Source organism: Ochrobactrum sp. BTU1 (genome assembly GCA_018798825.1).
Taxonomy (GTDB): domain Bacteria; phylum Pseudomonadota; class Alphaproteobacteria; order Rhizobiales; family Rhizobiaceae; genus Brucella.
On the sequence record CP076354.1, the window covers coordinates 1,429,497 to 1,454,188 of the forward strand.

Sequence of the window (24,692 nt, forward strand, 5' to 3'; positions counted from 1 at the left end):
CCTAATTTAAGGCTGAGTTTGTGGGCTGGGCTGCGTATCTGGCGAAGGCTCTAGACTCTTCAGGAAATCATTAAGCGACTGGCCATTCTGGCCATTGAGAGGTGCTCCGCCGCCACTTGGCACAGGTATGGTAGCGCCATCATTTTGCATTTGCTCAGCCCTGCGTTGGGCCTCAGCCCGTGCATCGGCTTCAGCTTTTTTGCGCGCCTCCTCTTCCTGCATCACACGCTCGCGTTCCTGTTCATCGGAAGTAAGCAAATCAAGTTGGCGACGCAGCTGCTGTTTTTCAACGATGCTTGCCTGCATCGCTTCAACGCGCTCCTGCTCACGCTCAAGCGCACGCTGTGTGAGGAATTGCACCAGCGGCTGACGGTCAAACTGAGCCGAAGGCGCGTCATAAGTGCCGCCGATTGAATAACGCAAATTGGCAGCGCCATCAGCTTCCGCATTATCTGTGTTTTTGAAAGACAAGCTGCCAGTACCACCCAAAGCAAGCGTGGAAAGATCAAACTGCAAGTCACCAGAAAGCACCGTATCGCCGGCGTTCAAACTAAATGGCGAAAGTCGTGCGATGCCACCGGCGACGGTGAAATCAAATCTGGTCATGCCTGCAATAAACTGCCCTTGGCCAACTGCTTTATCGGCAATTGCCACAAACTGCTTCGCATCAATCTGCGTGGCACCTGTAGGCTGATCTGCCAGTGTATCAGCTGCTGTCAACATCGCAGGGAAACTAGCAGCATCAAGCCCGTTGATGGCGAAGTTTTCAACATCTGCACTTCCCGTGCCCGCAAGTGATGACACGAGCTCCGCGACACTTGTGCCGCTACCGTTCAGCGACAATGCGGCCTTCACTGTCCCGGCAAGCGGGATGCCACCATCTGGCAGATGGTAGAAGTCCTGAAGTGCTGCGCCACTCCATTTGAGGTCAGAGGCCAACAGCGCAGTCTTGTCGTTATTGCGCAGCGAAACGTTACCAACCAGATAGCCACCAGCCCAATTTCCAGTCAGTTCACCAAGCGTGAGCCCATCAATGCTTTTTTGCAGCCGCGTGGAAAAATCACTGACTGTTCCAAATCCATCCATATGCGCCTGCGCTGCGGTCAGTTTCATGTCCATGAGCAAAGGCAATGACGGTCGAACAGCAAAAGTATTTTTCGGCCACACAGACCCTTTACCCGCTTTTGTCGGTTCTATCGCATCCTGCCCAAGCATGATCCCAGCAAGGCTCGCCAGCTCAATTGATGCAAGCTTTGCTTCACCCTTGATCTGCGGCAGACCACTGTCAGAAAAATTCGCCTCTATGCGTGCAGAGATGTCATCGCCGCCAAGTTTTCCTGCGAAATTTGGGAAGCGCAGCAAACCTTTTGCGAACTGAAAATCACTCGAGAGGTCGGCAGAAAGCCCTTCCCCAAAACCAGGAAGCGTGTAACCGGCCGTCGCAATGAAGGGCTGCAAATCGGCCGATTTTAACTGAGCCTTGCCGCTCGCAGCAATATCGCCGCCAACCAATGAAAGAATACCATCGGCGACCGCGTTACCGTCAGGCGCGGTAAGCTTGAGTTGAGTACGCATACCAGCGCTTGGTGCACCCTGCATCGTCAGATCAGCGGTCAATTCACCAGCAAGGCCAAGTGGCAAAGATGGAACTCCCAGCAATGCAAGCACTGTCTCGCCATTCGGCGACGATGCTGTACCATTAAGCTGCATTTGCATCGGATCACTGTCGGAGCTGCCACCACTCGTTGTTCCGGATAGATCAAGCTTCATCCCGCCCGCTTTACCAGTCACACTGAACGAGGCTTCTCCACCCTTGGCTGGTGTCTTTGTGTTCGCTTCTTTGGTGCGCGCGCTTTTATCCTTGCCCGCATTTTTGCTCGCGGCGGTTGCCGATGCGGCAACGTTGCTGGGCGGTGCAACGGCATTTGCGATGATGTTGATTTCAGTGTCTTCGAACAGGCCCGGATAGTTATCCGCGCGCGCTGAAAGCGAGCGGAAGAACGGAACCTGCGGATGGCGATGCGCAGCCAAAGTCAGGAATTGCGAAAGATCGGAAGACAACAAGGTCGCATCCAGCGAGCCAGATGGCGCAGTCGCAAAAGGCTCATAAGTTCCCGTTGCAGTGAGCGTTGTGCCCGCTACGTCATTGATCATCAAGCGATCAAAATCAAAACGGCCACCATGCACGCGTACAGCAAGATCGACGCTGCCTGCTTCCATATCCTCATATTGGACTGGGCCTGCTTTAAAGCCGATATCAAGCGCCTGTCCATCAAGCGAGGCCATGCCGTGGCCGTCCGAGAAAAAGCCAGTAAACGCCCGTAAAGCATTGCTATCGACAGAACCACCCTGTAGGAGCAAAGTGATAGCAGGTTCAGCTGAACCTGCTATCTGACGCAGGAAACTGCCCTTGAGTGTCGTTTTGCCAAGTCCGATTTCGAGATTATCGATGCTTTGCATTCCGTCGCGTAGATCGACTTTGCCTGAAAAACCGACGCCATCGAGTTTGCGGATCGATTCATCGACTGTTTCATTGAGCCACGAAGCAAGACCGGATGGCTGACGTGAGGCTACAAGCATATCACCCGCGAACCCGAAATCGCGTCCCACTGAAAGCCTGCCCTTGGCTTCAACCTTGGTGCGACCTGGAAGGTCGGCTGCGAACTGGCGGATATTCCAGCCATTGCCATCAGGCTCGGCACTGACGGTTACGGAACGAATTGTGGTACCACCTGCAATTACCGCAGGCAGACGCAAATCGACATTGCCAGGCATACCGGGTATCGGCAATTGCTCCAGTATTCGCCGGGCAATCGCGACTCGATCGGCAATCGGAATGGTCTGCACTTCCGCTTGGCTCTCTTGCGTATCGACCGGACCCCAGAAAATCTGCTGGCCATCAGCGCTGATCTCAAAGCGCGGCGTATCACCGTAATCAATCAGCGCCTTGCCGTTCACAACATAAGGGTTGTCGGCAGGCCCCTGCTCCATGCGAAACTCACTCGCATCGAAACGGCTCTTGTTTGCATCGAATTTTCCACTAACGCGAAGATCGCTGAAGAATGGCTTCTCGATTGGAGCCTTCTGGTTTTTGGCAGCAGGTGCCATCGCATCAGCAGAGCGCAGTGAGAAATTACCGGCATAATTCAACCGGCCATCATCAAGCGTGATGTCACCGTCGGTTTCAAACGATGCAGGTACAGCTTCGGGCGAAATACGCGCGCGCAGACGCAATGAACCATCTGGCTTTGCTTCGCCACTGTTAAGATCGAGCGCGAGCTTTTGCCCTTCGATGTTGAGCGTACCGTTGGCATTCCACGGACCTGCAAGACTATTGGCCGACATAACAGCATTAATCGCTGTCGCTTCATGCGAACGGCCACTGGCTCTGTCGACCAGTGTCGCCTTGCCATCTGTGATCGAAAGACGTTCAACTTTGATCTTCGCCGGATCGAGCGGCGTTGACGGGCGAATTGCCCAATCAACCTTGCCATCCTTATCAAGCGAAATTGTTGCCTGCGGACGCTCCACGCGCATATCGAAAATCAGCAACTGGCCGCGCAGAAACGGCATCAGTTCGGCATCCATCGAGAAGGTATCGACAGTCATTACCGGATGTTCGGCATCCGCCCCCACCCGCACATCGGAGAAAGCCACCGAAGGAAACGGCAGCAATCGAGCACTGACATCGCCTGTCACGTGAACCGGCCGGCCAAGGATCTGGCTTGCCTCACGTTCGAACTCGGCCCGATAGCCGCTCCAGTCGACAAATGGCGGCACGACGAGCGCTGCAGTCAAAAGCAGCACCAGCAATCCACCCACGATGACGAATATGCGGCCCAAAAGAAGCTCCGATAAAATGCTTAATGCTCGCCGAATGAAACAAAGGGTGAATCACGCGGTCTTTATCGGTGCAACATAACGGCATCGTTCCGGCGATAACAAGGCAAATTGCCTTTCACCGAAACGATTCATGGCTGTTTCATGGGTGATATTGAATCGCCTTATCAAAAAGACGATTCAAAACGCTGATTTGAATCAGGAAATCAGGATTTTCCCGGGGTTCATAATGTTATCCGGGTCGATCGCTTTCTTGATCATCCGCATATAATCAGTCGCCTCACCAAGCTCCATGGGAAGGTATTTCATCTTGCCCTGCCCGATGCCGTGCTCGCCCGTGCAGGTACCTTCCATAGCAATTGCACGCCGGACCAGACGATCCATGAAATCTTCGGCGCGCTCCATCTCCGATGCATCATCGGTATCGAGCAGAAGCAGAAGATGGAAATTACCATCACCAACATGGCCAACGATTGGAGCAATCAGAGCGCTTTCAGCCAAATCTTTTTCTGTCTCGGCAATGCAGTCGGCAAGCCGCGAAATCGGCACGCAGACGTCAGTTGAGACGCCCTTGGCGCCCGTGCGCAGAAGGAAGGACGCAAGATAGGCATCATGCCGTGCACGCCAGAGCCGGTCGCGTTCTTCTGGATCATTGGTCCAGCGGAATTCTCCGCCACCATTTTCAGCGGCAATCTCGCCAAAGATTTCGGCCTGTTCGGCGACGCCGGTTTCCGTGCCGTGGAACTCGACAAACAGATATGGCTGGGCCTCATAGGGCAGTTTGGAATGCAGGATCAGAGCTTCCATCTGAAGCTTGTTGACCAGCTCAATGCGCGCAACCGGAATACCCATCTGGATGGTTTCAATCACCGCGCGGCAAGCCGATTCAACATCAGGAAACGGGCAAATCCCGCCTGAAACAGCTTGCGGGATACCTTGGAGCTTCAAGGTAAGTTCGGTGATGATACCGAGCGTTCCTTCCGAACCGATCAACAGGCGTGTCAGATCATAGCCAGCGGCTGTCTTTTTCACGCGCTTGGACGTTTCGATAAGACGGCCATCCGGCATAACAGCTTTGAGCGCCAGCACGTTTTCGCGCATGGTGCCATAGCGCACCGCATTGGTGCCGGAAGCACGCGTCGAGGCCATACCGCCGAGTGTTGCGTTCGCACCCGGATCAATCGGGAAGAAAAGCCCGGTATCGCGCAGATACTCGTTGAGTTCGCGACGTGTGATCCCCGGTTCAATAACGCAATCCAGGTCTTCCGCATGAACAGCCAGAACGCGGTTCATCTGTGTTAGATCAATCGAAACACCACCCGCAGGCGCATTCACCTGACCTTCAAGCGAGGAACCAGCACCAAAGGCAATCACCGGAACCTTATGCTCAGCACAGATGCGGACGACTTCCTGCACGTCCTGCGTATTATGTGCAAAAATGACAATGTCAGGGGCCTGCGTCGGCACATAGGTCGTCGTGTGGCCATGCTGCTCGCGGATTGCCTGACCGGTCTGGGCGCGTTCGCCAAAACGCTGTTTCAGGATTTCAACTGCGGCAGCAATACCCTCCTCATTACGCTGAAGGGCAACCACATTCTGAAGCGACATTGTTCATTCTCCGTATTTCAAATTAGAGCGCCAGGCGCCCTAACACTTTAAAATCAGAGCATAATTTTACGCTAAACTGATTCAAGTTTAAGGAATTATGCTCTATGCTGCGGGCAAAGCCAGAGCGACGGGGTCTTGGCCGAGATGCTCCGCAATAGCCCGCACAACCAAGTTGTGATCCTCACGCTGCGGCAGACCTGAAACAATTGCTGTTCCAATCACCCCTGCACCCGCCACATTGATCGGGAAACCGCCACCCGCGAGAGCATAATCGGCAACATCAAGCGCCTTGTGGGCCGCAAACATCTTGTCGTCGCGGTTCTGTTCAAGAACAAGGCGATAGCTCGAAGCATGAAACCTGCGCACGACATTGAATTTTCGGCGCAGCCATTCGCTGTTGTCCACAGTCGTTCCGGCAGTAGATGCAAAGAACAGACGGCGATCCCAAAGCGAAATATCGATAGCAACTGAAAGCTTTTGCTTCACGGCCAGATCACGAATGCGATGGCCAAGAGAAAACGCATCATTTTCGTTGAAAGACGTGAAAATCAACGCCTGTTCCTGTCGGATAATCTGCTTGATATCGTCGCTCTGAGCCATGTTGCATTATCTCCCCAAAATTCAGTGTGAGTTCTTTTGCGCCCTCAATCACATGAATGCAACCGCTTACCCGCACCATCAAACTTGATTGATCGTGCGTGAACCGCTAGTGGAGCCTTATGGCTCAGAAACCGAATATTGATGTACCCGCAAAAGGCGACCGCATACCGGAGTTTGTGGAAACCGCCGTATTCAAGCGCGATGTTTTTTCCGAAACCCGCGCAGGCTATTTTGCAGGCGATCCGGAAACCCGCATCATTCGCCGCGTGGTCAGCGCAGCTCCATGGTGGTCGAAGCCGCTGGCATGGATTTTGGCGCGGCGTGAAATCCGCGGACTGAAAACAGTCCGTGGCATCGAAGGTGTTCCACAGCTTCTTTTTACTGATCGCGACGGCCTCTATCGTTCATGGACGGATGGCACACCGCTGCATCTTGCGCGGCCTTCCGATCCCAAATGGTATCGCACAGCGCATCGCATTCTGCGCGACATGCGCCGCATGGGCGTTACGCATAACGATCTTGCCAAGCCACAAAACTGGCTGATGACGCCGGAAGGCGAAGCAGCCGTCATCGATTTCCAATTGGCAAGCGTACATCGTCGTCGTGGCGCTTTCTATCGCCTGCTGGCCTATGAAGACTTCCGTCACCTTATCAAGCAGAAACGCGCCTTTGCTGCCGATCTGATGACACCGACCGAAAAGCGTATTCTCGCGCGGCGCTCGCTGCCATCGCGCATCTGGCTCGCGACCGGCAAAAAAGTCTACAACTTCATCACCCGCGGCATTTTCAACTGGTCGGATGGTGAAGGCACGGGCGACCGTATCGACAATGAAGGCCCAGCCATCATGGCGGCCCTCAAGTCTGATCCGCGTGTGAAAGACGTGGCGCTTGCGCTATATTCGCTGCCCGCCAAGGGCGTTGGTCTTTATGCCTTCGTTGAAACGTTGGATGCAGACGAAAAAAGTCTGCGTGCGCGGCTCAAGGGAACGAAGCTTGAACTCATCCAGCCGGTTGCACATCTGCCTCGACGTGATGACGGCACAATCCGTGACGACATCCTGCGCCTGATCGCCATGAACCAGATGACAGAGCTCGATGATTTGCTGAGCCGCGAGCCGGAAATGCGCGGATTGGTGGAAGCCCTTGCTTCGCACCGCCTCAATTTCACGGACCGGCGCGTCACTCAGCTTGAGTAATTTACTGGTCTTTCTTCCAAGAATCACTACATTCGGTGCAAATGTCCGATTTCCCCGACGATATGCCGTTTTTCGGCGATGACGTACCGGCTGACCGCGCGCCTGCGGCAGGCTCAATTGCCGCACGCGCCATGGCAGCGCGCAACCAACAACGTGGCGAACCCGATTATCTACAAGGGCTGAACCCTGAACAGCGTCAAGCCGTTCTGACCACAGAAGGTCCGGTTCTGGTTCTCGCAGGTGCAGGCACGGGCAAGACTCGCGTTCTCACTACGCGTATTGCGCATATCCTAACAACCGGCCGCGCCTATCCAAGCCAGATTCTCGCCGTGACCTTTACCAACAAAGCCGCGCGCGAAATGAAAGAGCGTATCGGCCATCTGGTTGGCGGCGCTGTTGAAGGTATGCCCTGGCTCGGCACGTTCCACTCCATCGGGGTGAAATTGCTGCGTAAACACGCTGAGCTGGTAAACCTCACTTCTGACTTCACAATTCTGGATACGGATGATGTGATCCGGCTGATCAAGCAGCTTATTCAGGCCGAAGGTCTGGATGACAAGCGCTGGCCTGCCCGTACATTCGCCAACATGATTGATGGCTGGAAGAACAAAGCCTTTGGTCCTGCCGATATCCCGGAAGGCGATGCACGTTCGTTCGGCAACGGCAAAGGCCGTGAACTTTATCACGCCTATCAGGAACGCTTGCGCACGCTGAACGCCTGCGACTTCGGTGATCTGCTGCTGCATCCGATCCGCATTTTCCGCAATCATCCGGATATCCTGCGCGAGTATCACGCCAAGTTCCGATACATTCTGGTGGACGAGTATCAGGACACCAACACCGCGCAATATATGTGGCTACGTCTTCTGGCTCAGAGGCCTAAATCAAAATCAACAGCGCCCGTCGCCACAGAAAACACGCCGATACAGCCCGCTAGGGCGTCCGAGCCAATGCGAGGCCCCCGCGGAGCCGGTGAGCATAGCGAACTCGGCGTGAGCGAAAACAAAGTCAATCTCTGTTGCGTAGGCGATGACGATCAGTCGATTTATGGCTGGCGCGGCGCAGAAGTGGATAACATCCTCCGCTTTGAGAAGGATTTTCCGGGCGCAGTCGTCATCAAGCTTGAGCGCAATTATCGCTCGACGGCGCATATTCTCGGTACTGCAGCGCATCTGATTGCACATAATGAAGGTCGTCTCGGCAAAACGCTTTTCACCGAAGCGCCAAACCCTGATGATCCAAAAGTCAAAATCCACGCCGCATGGGATTCAGAAGAAGAAGCCCGTGCCGTTGGAGAAGCGATTGAACAGGCGCAGCGTCAGGGCCATCTGCTCAACAATATGGCGATCCTCGTGCGTGCATCCTTCCAGATGCGTGAGTTCGAAGATCGCTTCGTGACGCTCGGCCTCAATTACCGGGTCATCGGTGGTCCGCGCTTCTATGAACGCCTCGAAATTCGGGATGCCATGGCCTATATGCGCGTTGTTGCGCAACCGGCCGACGATCTGGCACTTGAGCGCATCATCAACACGCCGAAGCGTGGGCTTGGTGAAGCGGCCATTCGTCAGGTTCATGATTATGCCCGCGCACGCGATATTTCGATGTTTGCTGCGGCCTGCGATCTGGTTGAAACCGAAGAGCTGAAGCCAAAGCCGCGTTCGGCACTGCGTGAAGTGGTCGATAATTTCCGCCGCTGGCAGTCACTTCTCGACAATACCCCACACACAGAACTCGCCGAAACCATTCTCGACGAGTCTGGCTACACAGCCATGTGGCAGAATGACAAATCGGCAGAAGCGCCGGGCCGACTAGAAAACCTCAAGGAACTTATCCGTTCCATGGAGGAGTATGAGAGCCTGCGCGGCTTCCTTGAGCATGTTGCGCTCGTCATGGATGCCGAGAAGAACGAGGATATGGATGCCGTCAACATCATGACGCTCCATTCCGCAAAGGGCCTGGAATTTGAAACCGTCTTCCTGCCCGGCTGGGAAGAAGGCCTGTTTCCGCATCAGCGTGCGCTCGATGAAGGCGGACGCTCTGGTCTGGAAGAAGAACGCCGCCTCGCCTATGTCGGCGTGACGCGCGCCAAAAAGAACCTGCATATCTGGTTCGTTTCCAATCGCCGCATTCATGGCATGTGGCAGTCGACCATTCCGTCTCGCTTTCTGGAAGAACTTCCTGAAACGCATGTCGAAGTAGCGGAGATGGAAGGCAATTACGGCGGTTACGGTAATAGTGGCTATGGACAATCGCGCTTCGACAAGGCTGATCCTTTCCAGAACTCCTATTCGACGCCCGGCTGGCAGCGCGCGCAGCAGAACCGCTCGGATGCCACTCGCAACAATTGGGGCTCACGCTCCGGTGCCAATGTTGAACGCATTGGCTATGGCGAAACGGATTCAGGCTTTGGTGCTGGTCGTGGTTCCATCAAGGGGCGCACGATTGACGGTGAACTGGTTGCAAAGTCGGTTGCTGACAAACCATCAGACTTCTTCGTCGGCGACCGCGTGTTCCATATCAAGTTTGGCAATGGAACAATCGCGACGATCGATGGAAACAAGCTGACCATCGACTTCGATAAGGCCGGACAAAAGCGCGTTCTCGACAGCTTCGTCCAGCGCGCATAGATTATGAAAACTAAATAAGCCGGAAATTATTCCGGCTTTCCTTTCTCCCACGTCACATCGCCTTTAAAGAGTGGAACGGTCGACAGCGATGTCTTGGCTGAACCATCCTGAACCTGTGTCGCATGAGCAAGATAGAGCAGCGTATTGTTCTTCTGGTCATAAATGCGCGTGATGACCAGCTTCTTCCAGATCAGGCTTGTGCGTTCTGAGAAGACCCGCTCTCCGCCTTTGCCAAGCTTGATGTCGCCAATGGTAATCGGACCAGACTGCTCACAGGAAATCGAAGCGTTGGACGGGTTTTCGAACCAGTTGCCTTTTTGCAACCGGTCAATCATGCCGCGAGAAAACGAAGCCAAATAACAGGTAACGCCCTGCACCTTCGGGTCCTGCACAGCATCAACCACAATATCATTGCCCAGCCAGTCCACACCGACTTGACCGACTTCCTCAGCCGATACGGCAGCCGATGCGCCGACCAGCAACATTGGGGCAACAAGCAATGCGGCGAGCTTATTCAAATTGGACATAGAAAATCTCCAGCAACTTTGATGGAAAAATGGAGAAGCAAATCGGGCTTTGCAAGATTGGGATGCCTAAACACCCCATTTTTCCAGAAAGGCTTCGATTTCAAGCGTCTGGATGTCGGGAACAGCTTCATAAAGCTTTTCCATTGGCCAGTCCCACCAGTTGAGTGCGAGCAGTCTTTCAATGATTTTGTCGTCAAAGCGCTTGCGAATGATCCGCGCCGGAACGCCGCCCACGACATGATATGGCGCTACGTCTTTCGTCACCACCGCATTGGCACCGATCACCGCGCCATGGCCGATGGTCACACCCGGTGTAATCACCGCGCCATGACCGATCCATACATCATTACCGATGGTGACACGCTTTGCCTGACGTCGCGCGCGAAACTCGCCATCCACACCTAAATAGCGGAAATATTCATTGGGCCGGTAGCTCACCTTATGGGTCGTCAACCGTTCCATCGGATGCTCAAGCGCGTTTATCCGCACATTAGCAGCAATAGAGCAGAACTTGCCGATCTCAGCATAAATGCCTTCGCCATTACGCTCAAAATAGGTGAAGTCGCCCACCGTGACTTCACGCAAGATTACACGCTCACCAATGTCGACATACCGGCCCAGCCTGCTGGATTTGAGCTGCGCGGTCGAATGAATGCGCGGTTCGCTATTCTGGAAACGAAGGTCTTCACCCTGCGTCATTTCAAAACTTTCTGAAATCTTTGCACTCTGCTAGACTGACATTGCAGTTCCAACATCGCCTGCGGCAGTTCGTCAGCGCTTGCATATAAGCGCTTTCCTGTCGCAGATCGATGTAAATTCAGAATAGCGTGCTTATTTGCGATAAATACAAAACAAAATTCAAGGCTGACTGGACATGAAAAAATTCCTGCCCATCTTCATCTTCGCTTTCATCATCGTGATTGTCGGTGCTGCTGGCTTTAATCTGATCCGTGACCGCAATTCAGCTGACCAGCCATTCGGCGGTTCGTTCAATCTGGTGTCGATGGATGGGAAACCATTTACCGAGAAAGACCTGCGCGAAACCCCTTCCCTTGTCTTCTTCGGCTTCACCCATTGTCCTGATGTTTGCCCGACCACGCTTTATGAACTGGACGGTTATCTGAAACAGCTTGGCCCTGAAGCTGATGATATTAAAGCTTATTTCATTTCAGTTGATCCTGAGCGCGATACGCAGGACATCATGAAAACCTATGTCAGCAACGTATCCGACCGCATTATTGGCGTCACCGGCACACCTGAAAGTGTAGCTGACGTGGTAAAGTCCTATCACATCTATGCCAAGAAAGTTCCAACTGAAGACGGCGAGTACACAGTCGACCACACGGCTTCTGTTTTCCTTCTCGATAAGGGCGGTCGCTTCCGCGGAACAATCGCCTACCAGGAGAACCCAGATACTGCTCTGGAAAAGTTGAAGAATCTGGCCAAAGGTCGCGCAAACGGGTAAACAAAGCTTCCAATTCGATTTGAGAGCTTATTATCCATGCCCCAATCACGACTCTTCTTTTCGGCTGACAAGACGGAAGCCGAACGAATCTATGACATCATCGAACAAGCATTCGAGGATGAAGCCTTCCCGATTGCGATTACCGAAATCGATGAAGACCGTCAGATTTTCGAAGTTTCCGTCTATACCGAAGATGGAGCCGAGGAACTTGCAGCGCGCATAGACGCGCTGGTGGGTGCAGGCAAGTTTGAAACAGAGGAACTGCCAGATATTGACTGGGTCACGCACTCGCTTTCAGTCCTGAAGCCAGTTCGAGCCGGACGTTTCTTCGTGCATGGCTCGCATGATAGCGACAAGCTTCAAGCTGACGACATTCCGATTTTGATCGATGCGGGCCTTGCTTTCGGCACCGGCCATCATGGCACTACGTCCGGCTGCCTTGAAATGATCGAGGAAGTGGTTGAGCGCGAACATCCAACCAACGCGCTCGATCTCGGCACCGGCTCCGCAGTTCTGGCAATCGCCATTGCCAAGCTTGCACCGATTCCAGTCCTAGCCACCGATATCGACCCGATTGCTGTCACTGTTGCCGCTGAAAATACCGTTCTCAACGGCGTGAGTGAGCATGTCATCACAGCGACTGCCGAAGGCTTTGACCATCCTATCTTCCGTTCCTATACGCCGTTTGATCTGATCGTCGCCAATATTCTCGCCAATCCACTGATGGAACTCGCACCTGCGCTCAAATCGCATCTGGCTTCAAGCGGCTCGATCATCTTGTCCGGTATTCTCGACAGCCAGCATGACATGGTGCTTGCCGCCTATCAGGCGCAGGGTTTGACGCATATCAAAACGCTGCACCGCGAAGGCTGGGTCACAATTCATCTGAAATAACGCGGTTTTCCTTATTCATTGCGAGTTACGCTCATGGCTTTTCAGACTTTTGATGTAACCACCGATCCGGCCAATGGCGCATCTCGGGTAGCTTTGCTGCGCGAGAAGCTTGCCGAACAGGGGCTGGACGGCTTTCTCGTCCCGCGTGCCGATGAGCATCAGGGTGAATATGTGCCGCCGCGTGCCCAGCGCCTCGGCTGGCTCACAGGCTTTACGGGATCGGCTGGTGCAGCCCTTATCCTAAAGAAGCAGGCCTATATTTTCATCGATGGCCGATATGAATTGCAGGTCCGAAATCAAACCGATGGCAACGTGTTTTCTTATGAAAGCCTTGTCACCAATCCGCCTGCGAGCTGGCTTGCAGAGAACGGCAAGGGCCTGACGATTGGCTTCGATCCATGGCTGCACACGATTTCCGAAGCCAACGCATTGCGAGAAGCTCTTGAAAATCAGGGCGGCAAGCTGGTGCCGGTTGCACATAATCTTGTTGATCTCGTATGGGACGATCAGCCAGAAGCACCTCTTGCGCCGGTCACTATTCAGCCTGCCCGTTTCTCGGGCCACGAGGCTGAAGACAAGATCAAGGAAATGCAAAAGGCAGTGGCAGTAGCGGGCGCAAGCGCAACCGTTCTGACCGACCCTTCATCGGTTGCCTGGGTGTTTAACATTCGCGGCAAGGACGTCTCCAACACGCCGCTGCCATTGAGTTTTGCAATCATTCCCGCAGAGGGTGAACCGGAACTCTTCATTGACGAGCGTAAGCTTGCCATTGAACCACGCGCCTATCTCACACAGCTCTCCAAACTGTGTGAACCAGCCAAACTTGAAGGCCATTTGAGCGCGCGTGCGGCAAGAGGTGAAACCATTCTGCTCGATCCGGCACTCGCTGCCGAAAAGCTTCGTCTTGCGGTGGAAGCTGCTGGTGGTCACGTCATTCATGGCAAAGACCCCGCCCGCCTGCCCCGCGCCATCAAAAACAAGGCAGAGCTTGACGGCTCACGCGCAGCACATGAACGTGACGGCGTGGCTATGGTCAATTTCCTGTCCTGGCTCGACGTTCAAAAGCCCGGAACGGTAGATGAAATCTTAGCTGCGCAAAAGCTGGAGGAGAGCCGTGACAAGGCTGGTCGCGATTTCCAGATGCCGCTCGAAGACATCTCGTTTGATTCAATTTCCGGCGCAGGTCCAGACGGCGCGATCATCCACTACCGCGTCAACACCGATACCAATCGTAAGCTCAACGACGGGGAGCTTTACCTGATCGATTCCGGCGCTCAATATCGCGATGGCACGACAGATATCACACGTACAGTTGCCGTCGGTAAAATTACGCCGGAAACGGTTCGCTCTTTCACACTCGTGCTGAAGGGTATGATCGCCATCACCACCGCACGCTTCCCAAAAGGCACACGTGGACAGGACATCGATGTGCTGGCACGCATCGCGCTGTGGAAACAAGGTTTCGACTATGCACATGGCACCGGCCATGGCGTCGGCAGCTATCTTTCGGTCCATGAAGGCCCGCAGAGCATTTCCAAAAAAGGCGTGCAGGAACTTTTGCCCGGCATGATCCTTTCCAACGAACCGGGCTATTACAAGCCGGGTGCTTACGGCATCCGCATTGAAAACCTGATCATCGTCAAGGAAGCGGAAGTGCCAGCAGGCGGCGAGTTGCCGATGATGAGCTTTGAAACGCTTACCTTCTGCCCGATCGACCGGCGCCTGATCGATAAATCACTTCTCACGCAGGAAGAGCTTGATTGGCTCAATGCCTATCATGACCGAGTGCGTGATAAGCTTATCGGCCATCTTGATGGCAAACAGGCTGAATGGCTCACAACAGCAACCGCGCCGCTCTGAAATCAGGCCGGAAAGAAATGGCGCAGCGCGATTAACAGTGCTGCGCCCGCAAAAAACATCGTCATCATGCCCACGCGCAGCGAGAGCAGCACGCAGAAGACGAGCACAAGCAGTTCACGCCAGCCGTGATCCGAAGCAGGTGCAGCAACAATTGCAGTAAGAACAGCCGCAGGCACGGCATTGAGCGCTGCTTCAACACGATAATGCACCCGCTCAAATCGCGACAAAATAAGATGTCCGCCGACACGGGTGAGATAAGTGCAAACAGCGCCTGCTATGATGATCCAGATCGTCGTGGACATGGCCCTATGCCTCCCCTGTTTGCGGCTTTGCGCGAATGGCTGCAAGCACAACGCCACCTATAGCACCCAGCGTCACATGCCACGGCGAGGCGACCAGCTTATAAGCAACGACTGCGCAGATCGCGCTTACGATCACCACCGGCCACCAATGCTCGCGATGGCGAAAGCTCATCACCATGCCAAGAAAATAGATCGGCAGCAGGAAGTCGATACCAAGCGCATAGGGATCGGAAATCAGGTTGCCGAACAGCGCTCCGATAAGCGTCTCGAGAAGCCAGCAGATATAGATGGTGAGACCCACCCCCATATACCAGGCAAAGCTGATTTTCCGGCCTGCTTCGGCGCGAATTTCAACTTCGGCATATTGTGGATCAACGAGCAGAAAAAAGGAGGCAGCTTTCTGCATGAAGGTGAAATGGCGGATGCGTCGGCCAACGGTCGCCGAATAAAGCACATGGCGGAAATTGACTGCGAAAATCGACAGAACAATCATCCATGGCGCGATGTTCTGGCCGAAAAGATCAAGCCCGACCATCTGGCTCGCTCCTGCATAGAGCATTGCACTCATAAAGACGGCTTCACTGATCGACAGGCCGTTATCGAGTGCCACAGCACCAAATAGCAGCCCGAACGGCGCGCCAGCCGCAACAATGGGAACGCCGCGTTTGACGCCCGCCCAGAAATCGTTCCGCGCTGAAACCGGTGCTGGTCGAAAACCCTGATCCACGAAAATCACTCCTCAGTCAGGGAGTGCTTAAGAAATTTTGGGCCAAGTTGAAATCAGTTTTCGATAAAAATCATACTATTAGAAAGCACGCGCAGCATTTCAGCATCACCTATCATAATGTGTGATGCATCAATGCATTATTCTGATGTTTGAGGAACAGTGCCTTCGATCTTCTTGATCCAATCGATCAACGGGCGCGCCTGTTCGGTAAACTTCACCAGCCGATCTGCGAGGTCGGCGCGGGTTATGGTCTCTGGATCAATTTCCAGACGAACAGCAAAATGGCGATTGCGAATGGCTTCCAGAAGGTCGGCATCGGTTACGGTTTCAAAACCACGCGGCGTACGCTTCAAACGATCATTATCGCTGATCTTCAAACCACTTTTCTTGAGCTTTACAACAACGGCACGATACTCATCCGGCTTTTCAACAATCGATTCGCGTATGGCCTGCAGAAGCTCTTTCTTCGGCCCCCACCACGCCACACCTGCATAGCAATCACGCACGCCCGGCAAACCAATACAGACATAAAAGCAGCCGCTTTCGTCCCATTTGGTGCCAGAGTTGGACAAAAGCGCGGACAGATGCCGGTTATAAGGCGCTTTGTCGTGCGAAAACCGCGTGTCGCGCTTGATGCGGAACTGCGACTTCACCCGATCACCCTTGAAAGGCAATCCGGCTTTCTCAAAGCGCGCAGTCAGCTCTTCAACCAGATCACCAAGCGGTTCTTTCAGATGCTCTTCAAACAAGTCCTTGTTTTCAACAAACCACTCGCGGTTCTGATGAAAATCAAGTGCCTTCAAGAAAGGAATAGCCTTGTCGCCAAAACCTTTGAACGGAGCCATCAGCCTTCTCCAACCAAGGTCAGCCAAGCATCTTCGTCGATCACTTCGATGCCGAGTTCCGATGCTTTCGCAAGCTTTGACCCTGCTCCCGGACCGGCCACCACAAGATCAGTTTTCTTGGAAACAGAACCCGCAGTCTTGGCACCATGACGCTCGGCCATTGCCTTGGCTTCATCGCGCGACATGCGTTCAAGACTTCCCGTGAACACCACTGTCTTGCCTTCAACCGGCGAGCCGGTTGGCACGCGTGCAACTTCATCAAGCGGTGTCACCTCATCAAGCAGTTCTTTCAGAACTTCCCGATTATGCGGTTCGGCATAAAAATCGACCACGGCTTCTGCCACAATCCCGCCAATGCCCTCAACCGCAATCAGATCCTGCCAGGCTTCGTTGCCCTTGTCGCTACGGTCGCCCTCTTTTGGCGGGACAGCCGTTGTCGCTGCTTCGGCAAACTTGTCGTAGCTGAGATAAGCCTTGGCAAATCGCTTGGCGTTCACTTCACCAACATGGCGGATACCAAGACCGAACAGGAAGCGATGCAAAGCAATCTCGCGCCGGTCATTGATTGCGTCATAGAGCTTCTTCACAGAAATCGCACCAAAGCCCTCGATATTCTCAAGCTTCTTGAGCGGCGAATTCGCCTGTCTCTTCTGCAACGTGAAAATATCCGCAGGTGATTTGATTTTCAGGTTGTCATCTTCCGCATGGAAGAAAAACTCAACCTGCTTTTCGCCGAGACCTTCAATGTCGAACGCGTTACGCGATACGAAATGACGGATGCGCTCGACTGCCTGTGCGGCACAGGTCAAACCACCTGTGCAACGATAGACTGCCTCGCCTTCTTCGCGCACGGCATGACTGCCACAAACCGGGCATTCATGCGGGAAATGAAACGGCACAGCATCAGCAGGACGCTTTTCCAACACCACATCTACAATCTGCGGAATGACATCGCCTGCACGCTGCACGATCACCGTATCGCCAATACGAATGTCGTGATCCTCCTGACGGATACGTTCGCCCTTGAGGCCTATGCCCTTGATGTAATCTTCATTGTGCAGCGTGGCATTGGTGACAACCACGCCGCCAACAGTAATCGGCTCAAGGCGTGCAACCGGCGTCAGCGCGCCTGTACGTCCAACCTGAATGTCTATGCCGTGCAGAATCGTGGTTGCCTGCTCTGCCGGGAACTTGTGTGCGATAGCCCAGCGCGGGCTACGCGAGCGGAATCCAAGCCGTGTTTGCAGGTCCAGTCGGTCCACTTTGTATACAACGCCGTCGATATCGTAATCGAGCTTGGCACGCTCAAGCCCAATCGCCCGATAATGCGCAATAAGCTCATCTGCGCTCTGCAATCGTTGCGTCAGCGGGTTGACCGGGAAGCCCCATTCGCGGAACACCTTGACCATGCCATGCTGTGTATCAGACGGCATTTCAGACATCTCACCCCAGGCATAGGCGAAGAACCTGAGCTTGCGGCTGGCCGTCACTTTCGCATCAAGCTGTCTCAGCGAGCCTGCTGCGGTGTTGCGCGGGTTGACATATGTTTGCTTGCCTTCTGCCACCATCTGCTCGTTGAGCGCGAGGAAGTCGCTCTTGGCCATATAGACCTCGCCGCGCACTTCGACGACCGCTGGAACACCTGCTGGAAGCTTATTTGGAATCTCACTGATGGTTCGGATATTGGCGGTTACATTTTCGCCGGTCGTGCCATCACCACGCGTAGCGGCACTAACGAGAACGCCGTTTTCATAACGGATCGACATCGATAGCCCGTCGATCTTCGGTTCAGCTGTGAAAGCAATGGAATTATCCGGCAGTTGCCCGAGAAAGCGATATACGCTGCCGACGAAATCCTGCACATCTTCATCCGAAAACGCGTTGCCGAGCGAAAGCATCGGACGCGCATGGACAACCTGTGCGAATTTGGAAACTGGTGCCGTGCCAACGCGCACAGAAGGACTGTCGGCCCGTACGAGATGGGGGAAACGCTCTTCAATGGCATCATTACGCCGCTTCAGCGCATCATAGTCTGCGTCCGAAATCTCCGGCCGGTCATTGGCATGATACAACTCATCATGATGAGCAATTTCACGCGCTAGCCGCTCCAGTTCTGCAGCGGCTTCAAGGTCGGTCAGTTTTTCAACGGAAATATCGGACATATGCGTGGCAAAACCTGCTGATTCAATTTTGCTCAACATAACCAAGAAATGAGGCCGCGCCTACAGCCGCGCGCAGTTACGAACATATGGTCACACTGACAGCGTTCTGTCAGGAGACGAGCGCGCTATTCTCTGCCAGCAAACGCTCAGCTGCTGCACGCGCTTCATCGGTGATTCTGGCACCGGCCAACATACGCGCAATTTCTTCCTGCCGCTCATCGACACCAATCGAACGGATCGATGTCGACATGCGGTCTTCATTGGTTGCTGACTTCGCAATCAGGAAATGGGTGGCTGCGCGTGCTGCAACCTGCGGCGCATGGGTCACCGAAAGAACCTGTACGCGAGATGAGAGACGCGCCAGACGCTGTCCGATCGCATCAGCGACTGCACCACCAACACCTGTATCGATCTCGTCGAAAACAAGCGTCGGCGCCGAACCGCGGTCGGCAAGCGCCACTTTGAGTGCCAGCAGGAAACGAGAAAGCTCGCCACCAGAAGCAACCTTCATCATCGGGCCAGCACGCGTTCCTGGATTGGTGCAAACCCAATATTCGACCGTATCAATGCCTTCAGCAGCGCGCGCATTAGTATCCGTCGTCATTTCAACGATAAACTCGGCGCGCTCCAGCTTCAGTGCTGGCAGCTCCGCCATAACCGCAGCCTTCAGATGCTCGGCAGTGTCCCTACGGCGCTCTGACAAGACTTTCGCAGCAGCATCGTAAGCTGCACGCGTTTCGGTTGCCTGCGCTTCAAGCTGGATCAGCTTTTCTGCACCGGCATCCAGATCAGCAAGATCGGCGTCCATCTTGTCACGCAGTGCAGGCAAGCCTTCAACTGCAACAGAATATTTGCGGGCAGCAGCTCTAAGCGCGAACAGCCGCTCTTCAACCTGCTCCAGCACACGCGGATCAAAATCGATCTCTCGCATGGCGTGGTCGATGCCATCCTGCGCCAGTGCCAAACTATTGAGTGCTTCGTCAATCGCCTTGCAGACAGGCTCGAGCAGATGCGGCGCTTCCGGAATTTTACGCTCCAGACGACGCACAAGGCTTGCAAGTGTCGGCACTGGTGAACCATTGCCCGACAGAAGCTCACCTGCTTCGTTCACATCACCCGCAATCTTCTCCGACTTCATCATGACAGCGCGGCGTTCAGCGAGTTCGTCTTCCTCGCCCGACTGCGGATCCAGCTTGGTTAGTTCTTCCACCGAAGAGCGCAGATAATCGCCTTCACGCTCGGCCTGTTCAACCCGCGCCCGATGCTTCGACAATGCACTTTCAGCATCACGCCACGCTTTATAGCGCTCGCGAACAGTCGTGGCCTCAGCATCGAGAACGCCAAACGCATCCAGCAATGTACGATGAAGATCGGTATCGATCAGCGCGCGATCGTCATGTTGACCATGGATTTCGACCAGCCGTTTCCCCAGTTCGCGCAGCAGCGCAACGCTTGCCGCCTGGTCATTGATGAACACGCGCGTGCGCCCGTCACCCATCTGGAGACGGCGCAGGATGACGTCGCCGTCATCGTCAAAACCATTTTCGCTCAGAAATTTACGGGCGGGGTGTCCACCCGGCACATCAAAGACTGCCGTCACCTGCCCCTGATCCGCCCCATGGCGAACCAGAGAAGCGTCGCCGCGCGCACCAAGCGCCAGCGACAACGAATCAAGCAGGATGGATTTACCGGCACCCGTCTCGCCCGTAAGCACGGACAAGCCGGTCTTGAACTCGATGTCGAGCCGTTCAATCAGGACAATATCGCGGATCGACAGGTGCGACAGCATGCGGGTATCGGCTTAAGCGCCGCCACCCGTGATCATTGCCGAAGCCTTGGCCAGCCACGAACCGCCGTTTTCACGCGGCTCAAGACCACCGCTCTGCAAGAGCTTGTAGCTATCCTTGTACCAGCGGCTGTCCGGGAAGTTCTTACCGAGCACCGAAGCTGCCATCTGAGCTTCGGAAGTCAGACCAAGCGCATAATAGGCTTCGACCAGACGGGCGAGTGCTTCTTCAACCTGGCGGGTGTTAGAATACTCTTCGACCACACCACGGAAGCGCTTGATCGCAGCCAGATATTCCTTGCGCTCAAGATAATAACGACCGACCTGCATTTCCTTGCCAGCGAGCTGGTCGCGGGCGACACGGATCTTGGTCTTGGCGTCGTCGGTATATTCTGAATCCGGGAAGCGATCGACCACTTCCTGCATCGCAGCGATTGCACGGCGGCTGGCCGCCTGATCACGGGTCACGTCAGGAATCTGACGGAAGTAGCTCAGACCGATGATGTAATAGGCATAAGCCGATTCAGGCGATGTCGGATAAAGCGTGTTATAACGCTTTGCCATGCTGACCGCTTCTTCGTAATTGCCTTGACGGTAATTGGTGAAAGCAGCCATGACGAGCGACTTGCGTGCCCATTCGGTGTAAGGGTGCTGACGGTCAACCGCTGCAAACTTCTTGGCAGCTTCACCGAGGCGGCCCGCATCAAGATTCGCGAGGCCTTCGTTGTAAAGCTTATCCGCCGGATCGATCGTCTCAACATATTTGGTCAGATCGATATCGTCGTTTTTGCTGGCACATCCCGCAAGCGGAACAAAAACGGCAAGAGCGCTGGCAATCAACGCGGTTTTCGTCTTCACCGGGAATTTCGAACTCGTCATGCGGTCTCCGGCCATTTGGCAACGTCTTTTCTGTCTGGAGTAAAATGAACCCTGTAGTTCACTCTTTCCCCATTCTTCCCAATACATCAGCATCAGCACTTAGGTAAACATAGCCGAGGCTGTTTTGGCCGTCCATAAACCACATGCTGGCGAAATCGGCAATCGTCTAGCTGATCAATCGTCCGAATTTGGCACGCATAAGGCATCAATGGCTCGGCCTGAAGCTATATCTATGCAAACCAATGGCTTTTTCCTCACCAAATGCGGAGGCTTGGCTCTCAGTCCACAATGAATACGCCGACTCATGCGAAGAAGACCCGGCGATCACGGCCCAATTATGGCCATAAACACCGGACTTCCAATAGAAAGTTCAAAGCGCCCAGGGCGCCGAGATATTTGGACGGACTGTAACAAAGTCCAAATTGTCTGCATTCCGGCGCACGCCACTTGCTTCGACGATGTCGTAATTCGACTTATCAGCCAAAAGTGCCTTCACCGTTTCAGCATTAAGCCGGTGGCCACCGCGATAGGAACGGAAACAACCGATGAAAGGCAGCCCGGCCAGAGCTATATCGCCAACAGCGTCAAGCGTCTTGTGACGCACGAATTCATCCTTGAAGCGCAGACCGCCGGGATTGATCACCGAATTATCGTCACCGATGACAAGCGAATTGTCGAGTGATGAACCGAGCGCCAAACCCGCGGCCCACAGGCGTTCAACGTCTTTCATGAAGCCGAAAGTTCGCGCAGTTGATAGTTCTTTGCGGAAAGTATCCTCGGACATATCGGAGCCAAACTTCTGCCGACCGATGAGCGGGCACTCGAAGTCGATTTCCACTTCAAAGCGCGTACCCGAATAAGGCTGAAACTCGCCCCAGGAACCACCCGCTTCTACACGCACTGTCTTCAAAATACGGATGAAACGGCGCTTCGACTCCTGAACAACGATTCCAGCATCATCAAATGCATCAATAAAGCGCGCAGATGTCCCGTCGAGAATAGGAACTTCCGGCCCTTCCACTTCAACAACCAAGTTGTCTATAGCCAATGCGGAAATCGCCGCCATCAAATGCTCGACCGTGTTGATACGCGAATCCTGCGGACCGAGCGCGGTACAAAGGTCTGTTGCACCAATCTGCGAAACATGGGCACGAATATCGGCGTTGGCACTGAGGTCTGAGCGCTTGAATACAATTCCCGTATCCGCATCGGCTGGCAGAAACGTCACCGAGGCTGCAGCGCCACCGTGGACGCCGACGCCGGAAAGAGTAACCGCACGCCCGATTGTTTTTTGGTAAGCGCTCAAAATCAGTCCAATCTATCGTATGGGGCAAGATGCAGCTGCATCCCGCAAGAGATTTGCCAAGCATATAATGCCCGCAACTGACAATCGCCAGTTTCCATCGTATTCTTCTATAATAAGACAGTTATGTCGAAAATAGTGATGAGCGACAGCTGTTCAAAATCACGCTTTCTTACAAACCATAACGATAATTATCATAACAAGATGCCGTGGAGCGTTAACTCCACGGCATCTGTATTTTCAATGTCGTATCAGATGATTAGTTCGACTGACGGCGCAGGAATGCCGGAATTTCGAGCTGATCTTCTTCCGAAGCAGCGCGCGGCTGCGGACGGCCCTGATCATCAAGCTGGCCACGACGTGGAGCATAGATCGAGCTGTCCTGCTGCATTGGGCGACGCTGTTCTGGCTGACGCATAGCAGGTTCACGATGCGCTGGTTCCAGACGAGCAGCTGGCTGCTCTTCTTCACGGCGCGTCAGACCACGGGTCAGGCGAGAAAGCAGACCCATTGGACCACGTTCTTCCTGAGCAGGCTGCTGAGGCGCTGCACGACGTGCATTGATTTCAGCCTGTGCAACAGGTGGGAAATCCGAAACAGCTGGCATACGCGGAGCAGGACGTGGCTGAGGAGCTGGTTCTGCATGCATCTGCTGTGGCTGCTGGTAAGCCTGTGGCTGCATGGCCTGAGCGGTTGCCTGATTGTTGATCATCTGCGGCTGTGGAGCGGCTGGACGTGCAACTGGTGCGCGTTCAAAGCTATCAGCGGCAGGAGCCTGGAAAATGCGGCTCTGTGGACGAAATTCAGGAGCAGCCGAAGCTGCTGGAGCAGCAGTTGCTGCAGCGATTTCGTTTTCGATCGACTGGGCAACTGGAGCAGGCTGTTCGACCTGACGTGGCTGTTCAACAACCGGAGGACGCAGAGCGCCATGCGGAGCCATCGGCTTGGTCTGTGCAGCAGGCTTTACCGGCTGGCGAAATTCCAGCGGCGCAGGCGCCGCGTCTCCGATCTGCTTGTCGATGCCGGTCGCAACAACGGATACACGGATGACGCCTTCGAGGCCTTCGTCGAAGGTAGCACCGAGGATGATGTTGGCTTCCGGATCAACTTCTTCACGGATACGAGTTGCAGCTTCATCGACTTCGAACAGGGTCATATCGCGACCACCGGTGATCGAAATCAGGAGACCCTTAGCACCGCGCATCGAGGTTTCGTCGAGGAGCGGATTAGCAATCGCAGCTTCTGCAGCAGCCATTGCACGGCCTTCGCCCGAAGCTTCGCCAGTGCCCATCATCGCCTTGCCCATTTCGCGCATAACCGAGCGAACGTCAGCAAAGTCGAGGTTGATGAGGCCTTCCTTGACCATCAGATCGGTGATGCAGGCAACACCCGAATAAAGCACCTGGTCAGCCATTGCGAATGCATCGGCGAAGGTGGTCTTGTCGTTGGCAATGCGGAAGAGGTTCTGGTTTGGAATGACGATAAGCGTATCGACGTTCTTCTGCAGTTCTTCTATGCCAAGCTCAGCCGTCTTCATGCGGCGAGCACCTTCGAAGTGGAAAGGCTTGGTTACGACGCCAACGGTGAGGATACCGCGTTCGCGTGCAGCGCGTGCCACAACAGGAGCAGCACCAGTACCGGTACCACCGCCCATGCCGGCAGTGACGAAGCACATATGCGTGCCGTTGAGGTGATCGACGATTTCGTCGATGCATTCTTCAGCTGCTGCGCGGCCAACTTCTGGCTGCGAACCAGCGCCGAGACCTTCGGTGACAGCAGCACCAAGCTGGATCATGCGTTCAGACTTCGACATGGTCAGAGCCTGAGCGTCAGTGTTTGCAACGACAAAATCCACGCCGCGCAGACCGGCATTGATCATATTGTTTACCGCATTGCCGCCGCCGCCGCCGACACCAAATACGGTGATGCGAGGCTTCAGCTCGGTGATGTCCGGCTTTTGCAGATTAATGGTCATGGTTCTCGTTCCTCTTAAGCCTCTCACCGCTTCGCCGCCGCGGTGCTAATTGGTTATTACGCTGATGGTTACGCCCACATCACGCAATCAAATCAC

General features: G+C 54.3%; 18 protein-coding genes. 5 read left to right on the forward strand and 13 right to left on the reverse strand.

Translation table 11 applies throughout. The annotated features are described in order from the left end of the window. Window positions 1-6: 6 nt before the first annotated feature. From KMS41_06965 to KMS41_06975, 3 genes are all read right to left on the reverse strand, one after another. On the reverse strand, window positions 7-3,843 hold the full coding sequence (locus KMS41_06965) for an AsmA family protein (protein QWK76858.1): 3,837 nt from the start codon (window positions 3,841-3,843) through the stop codon (window positions 7-9). A gap of 195 nt (window positions 3,844-4,038) precedes the next feature. After that, on the reverse strand, window positions 4,039-5,448 hold the full coding sequence (locus tag KMS41_06970) for an FAD-binding protein (GenBank protein QWK76859.1): 1,410 nt from the start codon (window positions 5,446-5,448) through the stop codon (window positions 4,039-4,041). 102 nt (window positions 5,449-5,550) lie between these two features. Continuing rightward, window positions 5,551-6,048 carry a heme-degrading domain-containing protein gene (locus KMS41_06975; protein QWK76860.1) on the reverse strand — a complete coding sequence of 166 codons (498 nt, stop codon included), beginning with the start codon at window positions 6,046-6,048 and terminating at the stop codon, window positions 5,551-5,553. A 119-nt stretch (window positions 6,049-6,167) separates the two neighbouring features. Between KMS41_06975 and KMS41_06980 the strand changes: the two genes are divergently transcribed. Then, a complete protein-coding gene (locus KMS41_06980) occupies window positions 6,168-7,244 on the forward strand; it encodes a serine/threonine protein kinase (GenBank protein QWK76861.1) in 1,077 nt (358 codons plus the stop codon). Window positions 7,245-7,285: 41 nt separating this feature from the next. Continuing rightward, window positions 7,286-9,871 carry a UvrD-helicase domain-containing protein gene (locus KMS41_06985; protein QWK76862.1) on the forward strand — a complete coding sequence of 862 codons (2,586 nt, stop codon included), beginning with the start codon at window positions 7,286-7,288 and terminating at the stop codon, window positions 9,869-9,871. A 26-nt stretch (window positions 9,872-9,897) separates the two neighbouring features. On the opposite strand, the gene KMS41_06990 is transcribed toward KMS41_06985, so the two are convergent. Then, entirely contained in the window at window positions 9,898-10,398 is a 501-nt protein-coding gene (locus KMS41_06990) for a CreA family protein (GenBank protein ID QWK76863.1), read from the reverse strand. A gap of 66 nt (window positions 10,399-10,464) precedes the next feature. Continuing rightward, complete coding sequence (locus KMS41_06995) at window positions 10,465-11,097, reverse strand: antibiotic acetyltransferase (GenBank protein ID QWK76864.1); 633 nt, start codon at window positions 11,095-11,097, stop codon at window positions 10,465-10,467. 175 nt (window positions 11,098-11,272) lie between these two features. Between KMS41_06995 and KMS41_07000 the strand changes: the two genes are divergently transcribed. Genes KMS41_07000 through KMS41_07010 form a run of 3 tightly spaced genes read left to right on the forward strand, consistent with a single transcriptional unit; the run spans window position 11,273 to window position 14,617 of the window. After that, window positions 11,273-11,863 carry an SCO family protein gene (locus tag KMS41_07000; GenBank protein ID QWK76865.1) on the forward strand — a complete coding sequence of 197 codons (591 nt, stop codon included), beginning with the start codon at window positions 11,273-11,275 and terminating at the stop codon, window positions 11,861-11,863. Between the two features lie 36 nt (window positions 11,864-11,899). Continuing rightward, complete coding sequence (locus KMS41_07005) at window positions 11,900-12,757, forward strand: 50S ribosomal protein L11 methyltransferase (GenBank protein ID QWK76866.1); 858 nt, start codon at window positions 11,900-11,902, stop codon at window positions 12,755-12,757. A 33-nt stretch (window positions 12,758-12,790) separates the two neighbouring features. Further along, window positions 12,791-14,617 carry an aminopeptidase P family protein gene (locus tag KMS41_07010; protein ID QWK76867.1) on the forward strand — a complete coding sequence of 609 codons (1,827 nt, stop codon included), beginning with the start codon at window positions 12,791-12,793 and terminating at the stop codon, window positions 14,615-14,617. Between the two features lie 2 nt (window positions 14,618-14,619). Here the strand turns inward: KMS41_07010 and KMS41_07015 are convergent, their stop codons facing one another. The 8 genes from KMS41_07015 to ftsZ form a co-directional block, all read right to left on the reverse strand. Next, entirely contained in the window at window positions 14,620-14,919 is a 300-nt protein-coding gene (locus KMS41_07015) for an AzlD domain-containing protein (GenBank protein QWK76868.1), read from the reverse strand. Window positions 14,920-14,923: 4 nt separating this feature from the next. Next, the gene (locus KMS41_07020) at window positions 14,924-15,646 is read right to left on the reverse strand and encodes an AzlC family ABC transporter permease (GenBank protein ID QWK76869.1); all 723 of its coding nucleotides are present in this window, start codon (window positions 15,644-15,646) and stop codon (window positions 14,924-14,926) included. 137 nt (window positions 15,647-15,783) lie between these two features. Beyond that, complete coding sequence (locus tag KMS41_07025; GenBank protein ID QWK76870.1) at window positions 15,784-16,491, reverse strand: TIGR02453 family protein; 708 nt, start codon at window positions 16,489-16,491, stop codon at window positions 15,784-15,786. Next, window positions 16,491-18,653: an NAD-dependent DNA ligase LigA gene (gene ligA, locus KMS41_07030; GenBank protein QWK76871.1), complete on the reverse strand. Its 2,163-nt coding sequence runs from the start codon at window positions 18,651-18,653 to the stop codon at window positions 16,491-16,493. Before ligA ends, KMS41_07025 begins: the two co-directional genes overlap by 1 nt. 109 nt (window positions 18,654-18,762) lie before the next feature. Next, complete coding sequence (recN, locus tag KMS41_07035) at window positions 18,763-20,442, reverse strand: DNA repair protein RecN (protein QWK76872.1); 1,680 nt, start codon at window positions 20,440-20,442, stop codon at window positions 18,763-18,765. 12 nt (window positions 20,443-20,454) lie between these two features. Beyond that, the gene (locus tag KMS41_07040; protein QWK76873.1) at window positions 20,455-21,318 is read right to left on the reverse strand and encodes an outer membrane protein assembly factor BamD; all 864 of its coding nucleotides are present in this window, start codon (window positions 21,316-21,318) and stop codon (window positions 20,455-20,457) included. Between the two features lie 370 nt (window positions 21,319-21,688). Further along, complete coding sequence (gene lpxC, locus KMS41_07045) at window positions 21,689-22,624, reverse strand: UDP-3-O-acyl-N-acetylglucosamine deacetylase (GenBank protein QWK76874.1); 936 nt, start codon at window positions 22,622-22,624, stop codon at window positions 21,689-21,691. A gap of 256 nt (window positions 22,625-22,880) precedes the next feature. After that, window positions 22,881-24,596: a cell division protein FtsZ gene (ftsZ, locus tag KMS41_07050; GenBank protein ID QWK76875.1), complete on the reverse strand. Its 1,716-nt coding sequence runs from the start codon at window positions 24,594-24,596 to the stop codon at window positions 22,881-22,883. Between the last annotated feature and the right edge of the window lie 96 nt (window positions 24,597-24,692).

Coding starts and splice junctions, on each gene's coding strand:
- KMS41_07000 (QWK76865.1), top strand. CDS start 11,273: ATGAAAAAATTCCTGCCCATCTTCATCTTCGCTTTCATCATCGTGATT.
- KMS41_07015 (QWK76868.1), bottom strand. CDS start 14,919: ATGTCCACGACGATCTGGATCATCATAGCAGGCGCTGTTTGCACTTAT.
- ftsZ (QWK76875.1), bottom strand. CDS start 24,596: ATGACCATTAATCTGCAAAAGCCGGACATCACCGAGCTGAAGCCTCGC.
- KMS41_06970 (QWK76859.1), bottom strand. CDS start 5,448: ATGTCGCTTCAGAATGTGGTTGCCCTTCAGCGTAATGAGGAGGGTATT.
- KMS41_07025 (QWK76870.1), bottom strand. CDS start 16,491: ATGGCTCCGTTCAAAGGTTTTGGCGACAAGGCTATTCCTTTCTTGAAG.
- KMS41_06995 (QWK76864.1), bottom strand. CDS start 11,097: ATGACGCAGGGTGAAGACCTTCGTTTCCAGAATAGCGAACCGCGCATT.
- KMS41_07040 (QWK76873.1), bottom strand. CDS start 21,318: ATGACGAGTTCGAAATTCCCGGTGAAGACGAAAACCGCGTTGATTGCC.
- KMS41_06985 (QWK76862.1), top strand. CDS start 7,286: ATGTCCGATTTCCCCGACGATATGCCGTTTTTCGGCGATGACGTACCG.
- KMS41_06975 (QWK76860.1), bottom strand. CDS start 6,048: ATGGCTCAGAGCGACGATATCAAGCAGATTATCCGACAGGAACAGGCG.
- recN (QWK76872.1), bottom strand. CDS start 20,442: ATGCTGTCGCACCTGTCGATCCGCGATATTGTCCTGATTGAACGGCTC.
- KMS41_06980 (QWK76861.1), top strand. CDS start 6,168: ATGGCTCAGAAACCGAATATTGATGTACCCGCAAAAGGCGACCGCATA.
- KMS41_06990 (QWK76863.1), bottom strand. CDS start 10,398: ATGTCCAATTTGAATAAGCTCGCCGCATTGCTTGTTGCCCCAATGTTG.
- KMS41_07005 (QWK76866.1), top strand. CDS start 11,900: ATGCCCCAATCACGACTCTTCTTTTCGGCTGACAAGACGGAAGCCGAA.
- ligA (QWK76871.1), bottom strand. CDS start 18,653: ATGTCCGATATTTCCGTTGAAAAACTGACCGACCTTGAAGCCGCTGCA.
- KMS41_07010 (QWK76867.1), top strand. CDS start 12,791: ATGGCTTTTCAGACTTTTGATGTAACCACCGATCCGGCCAATGGCGCA.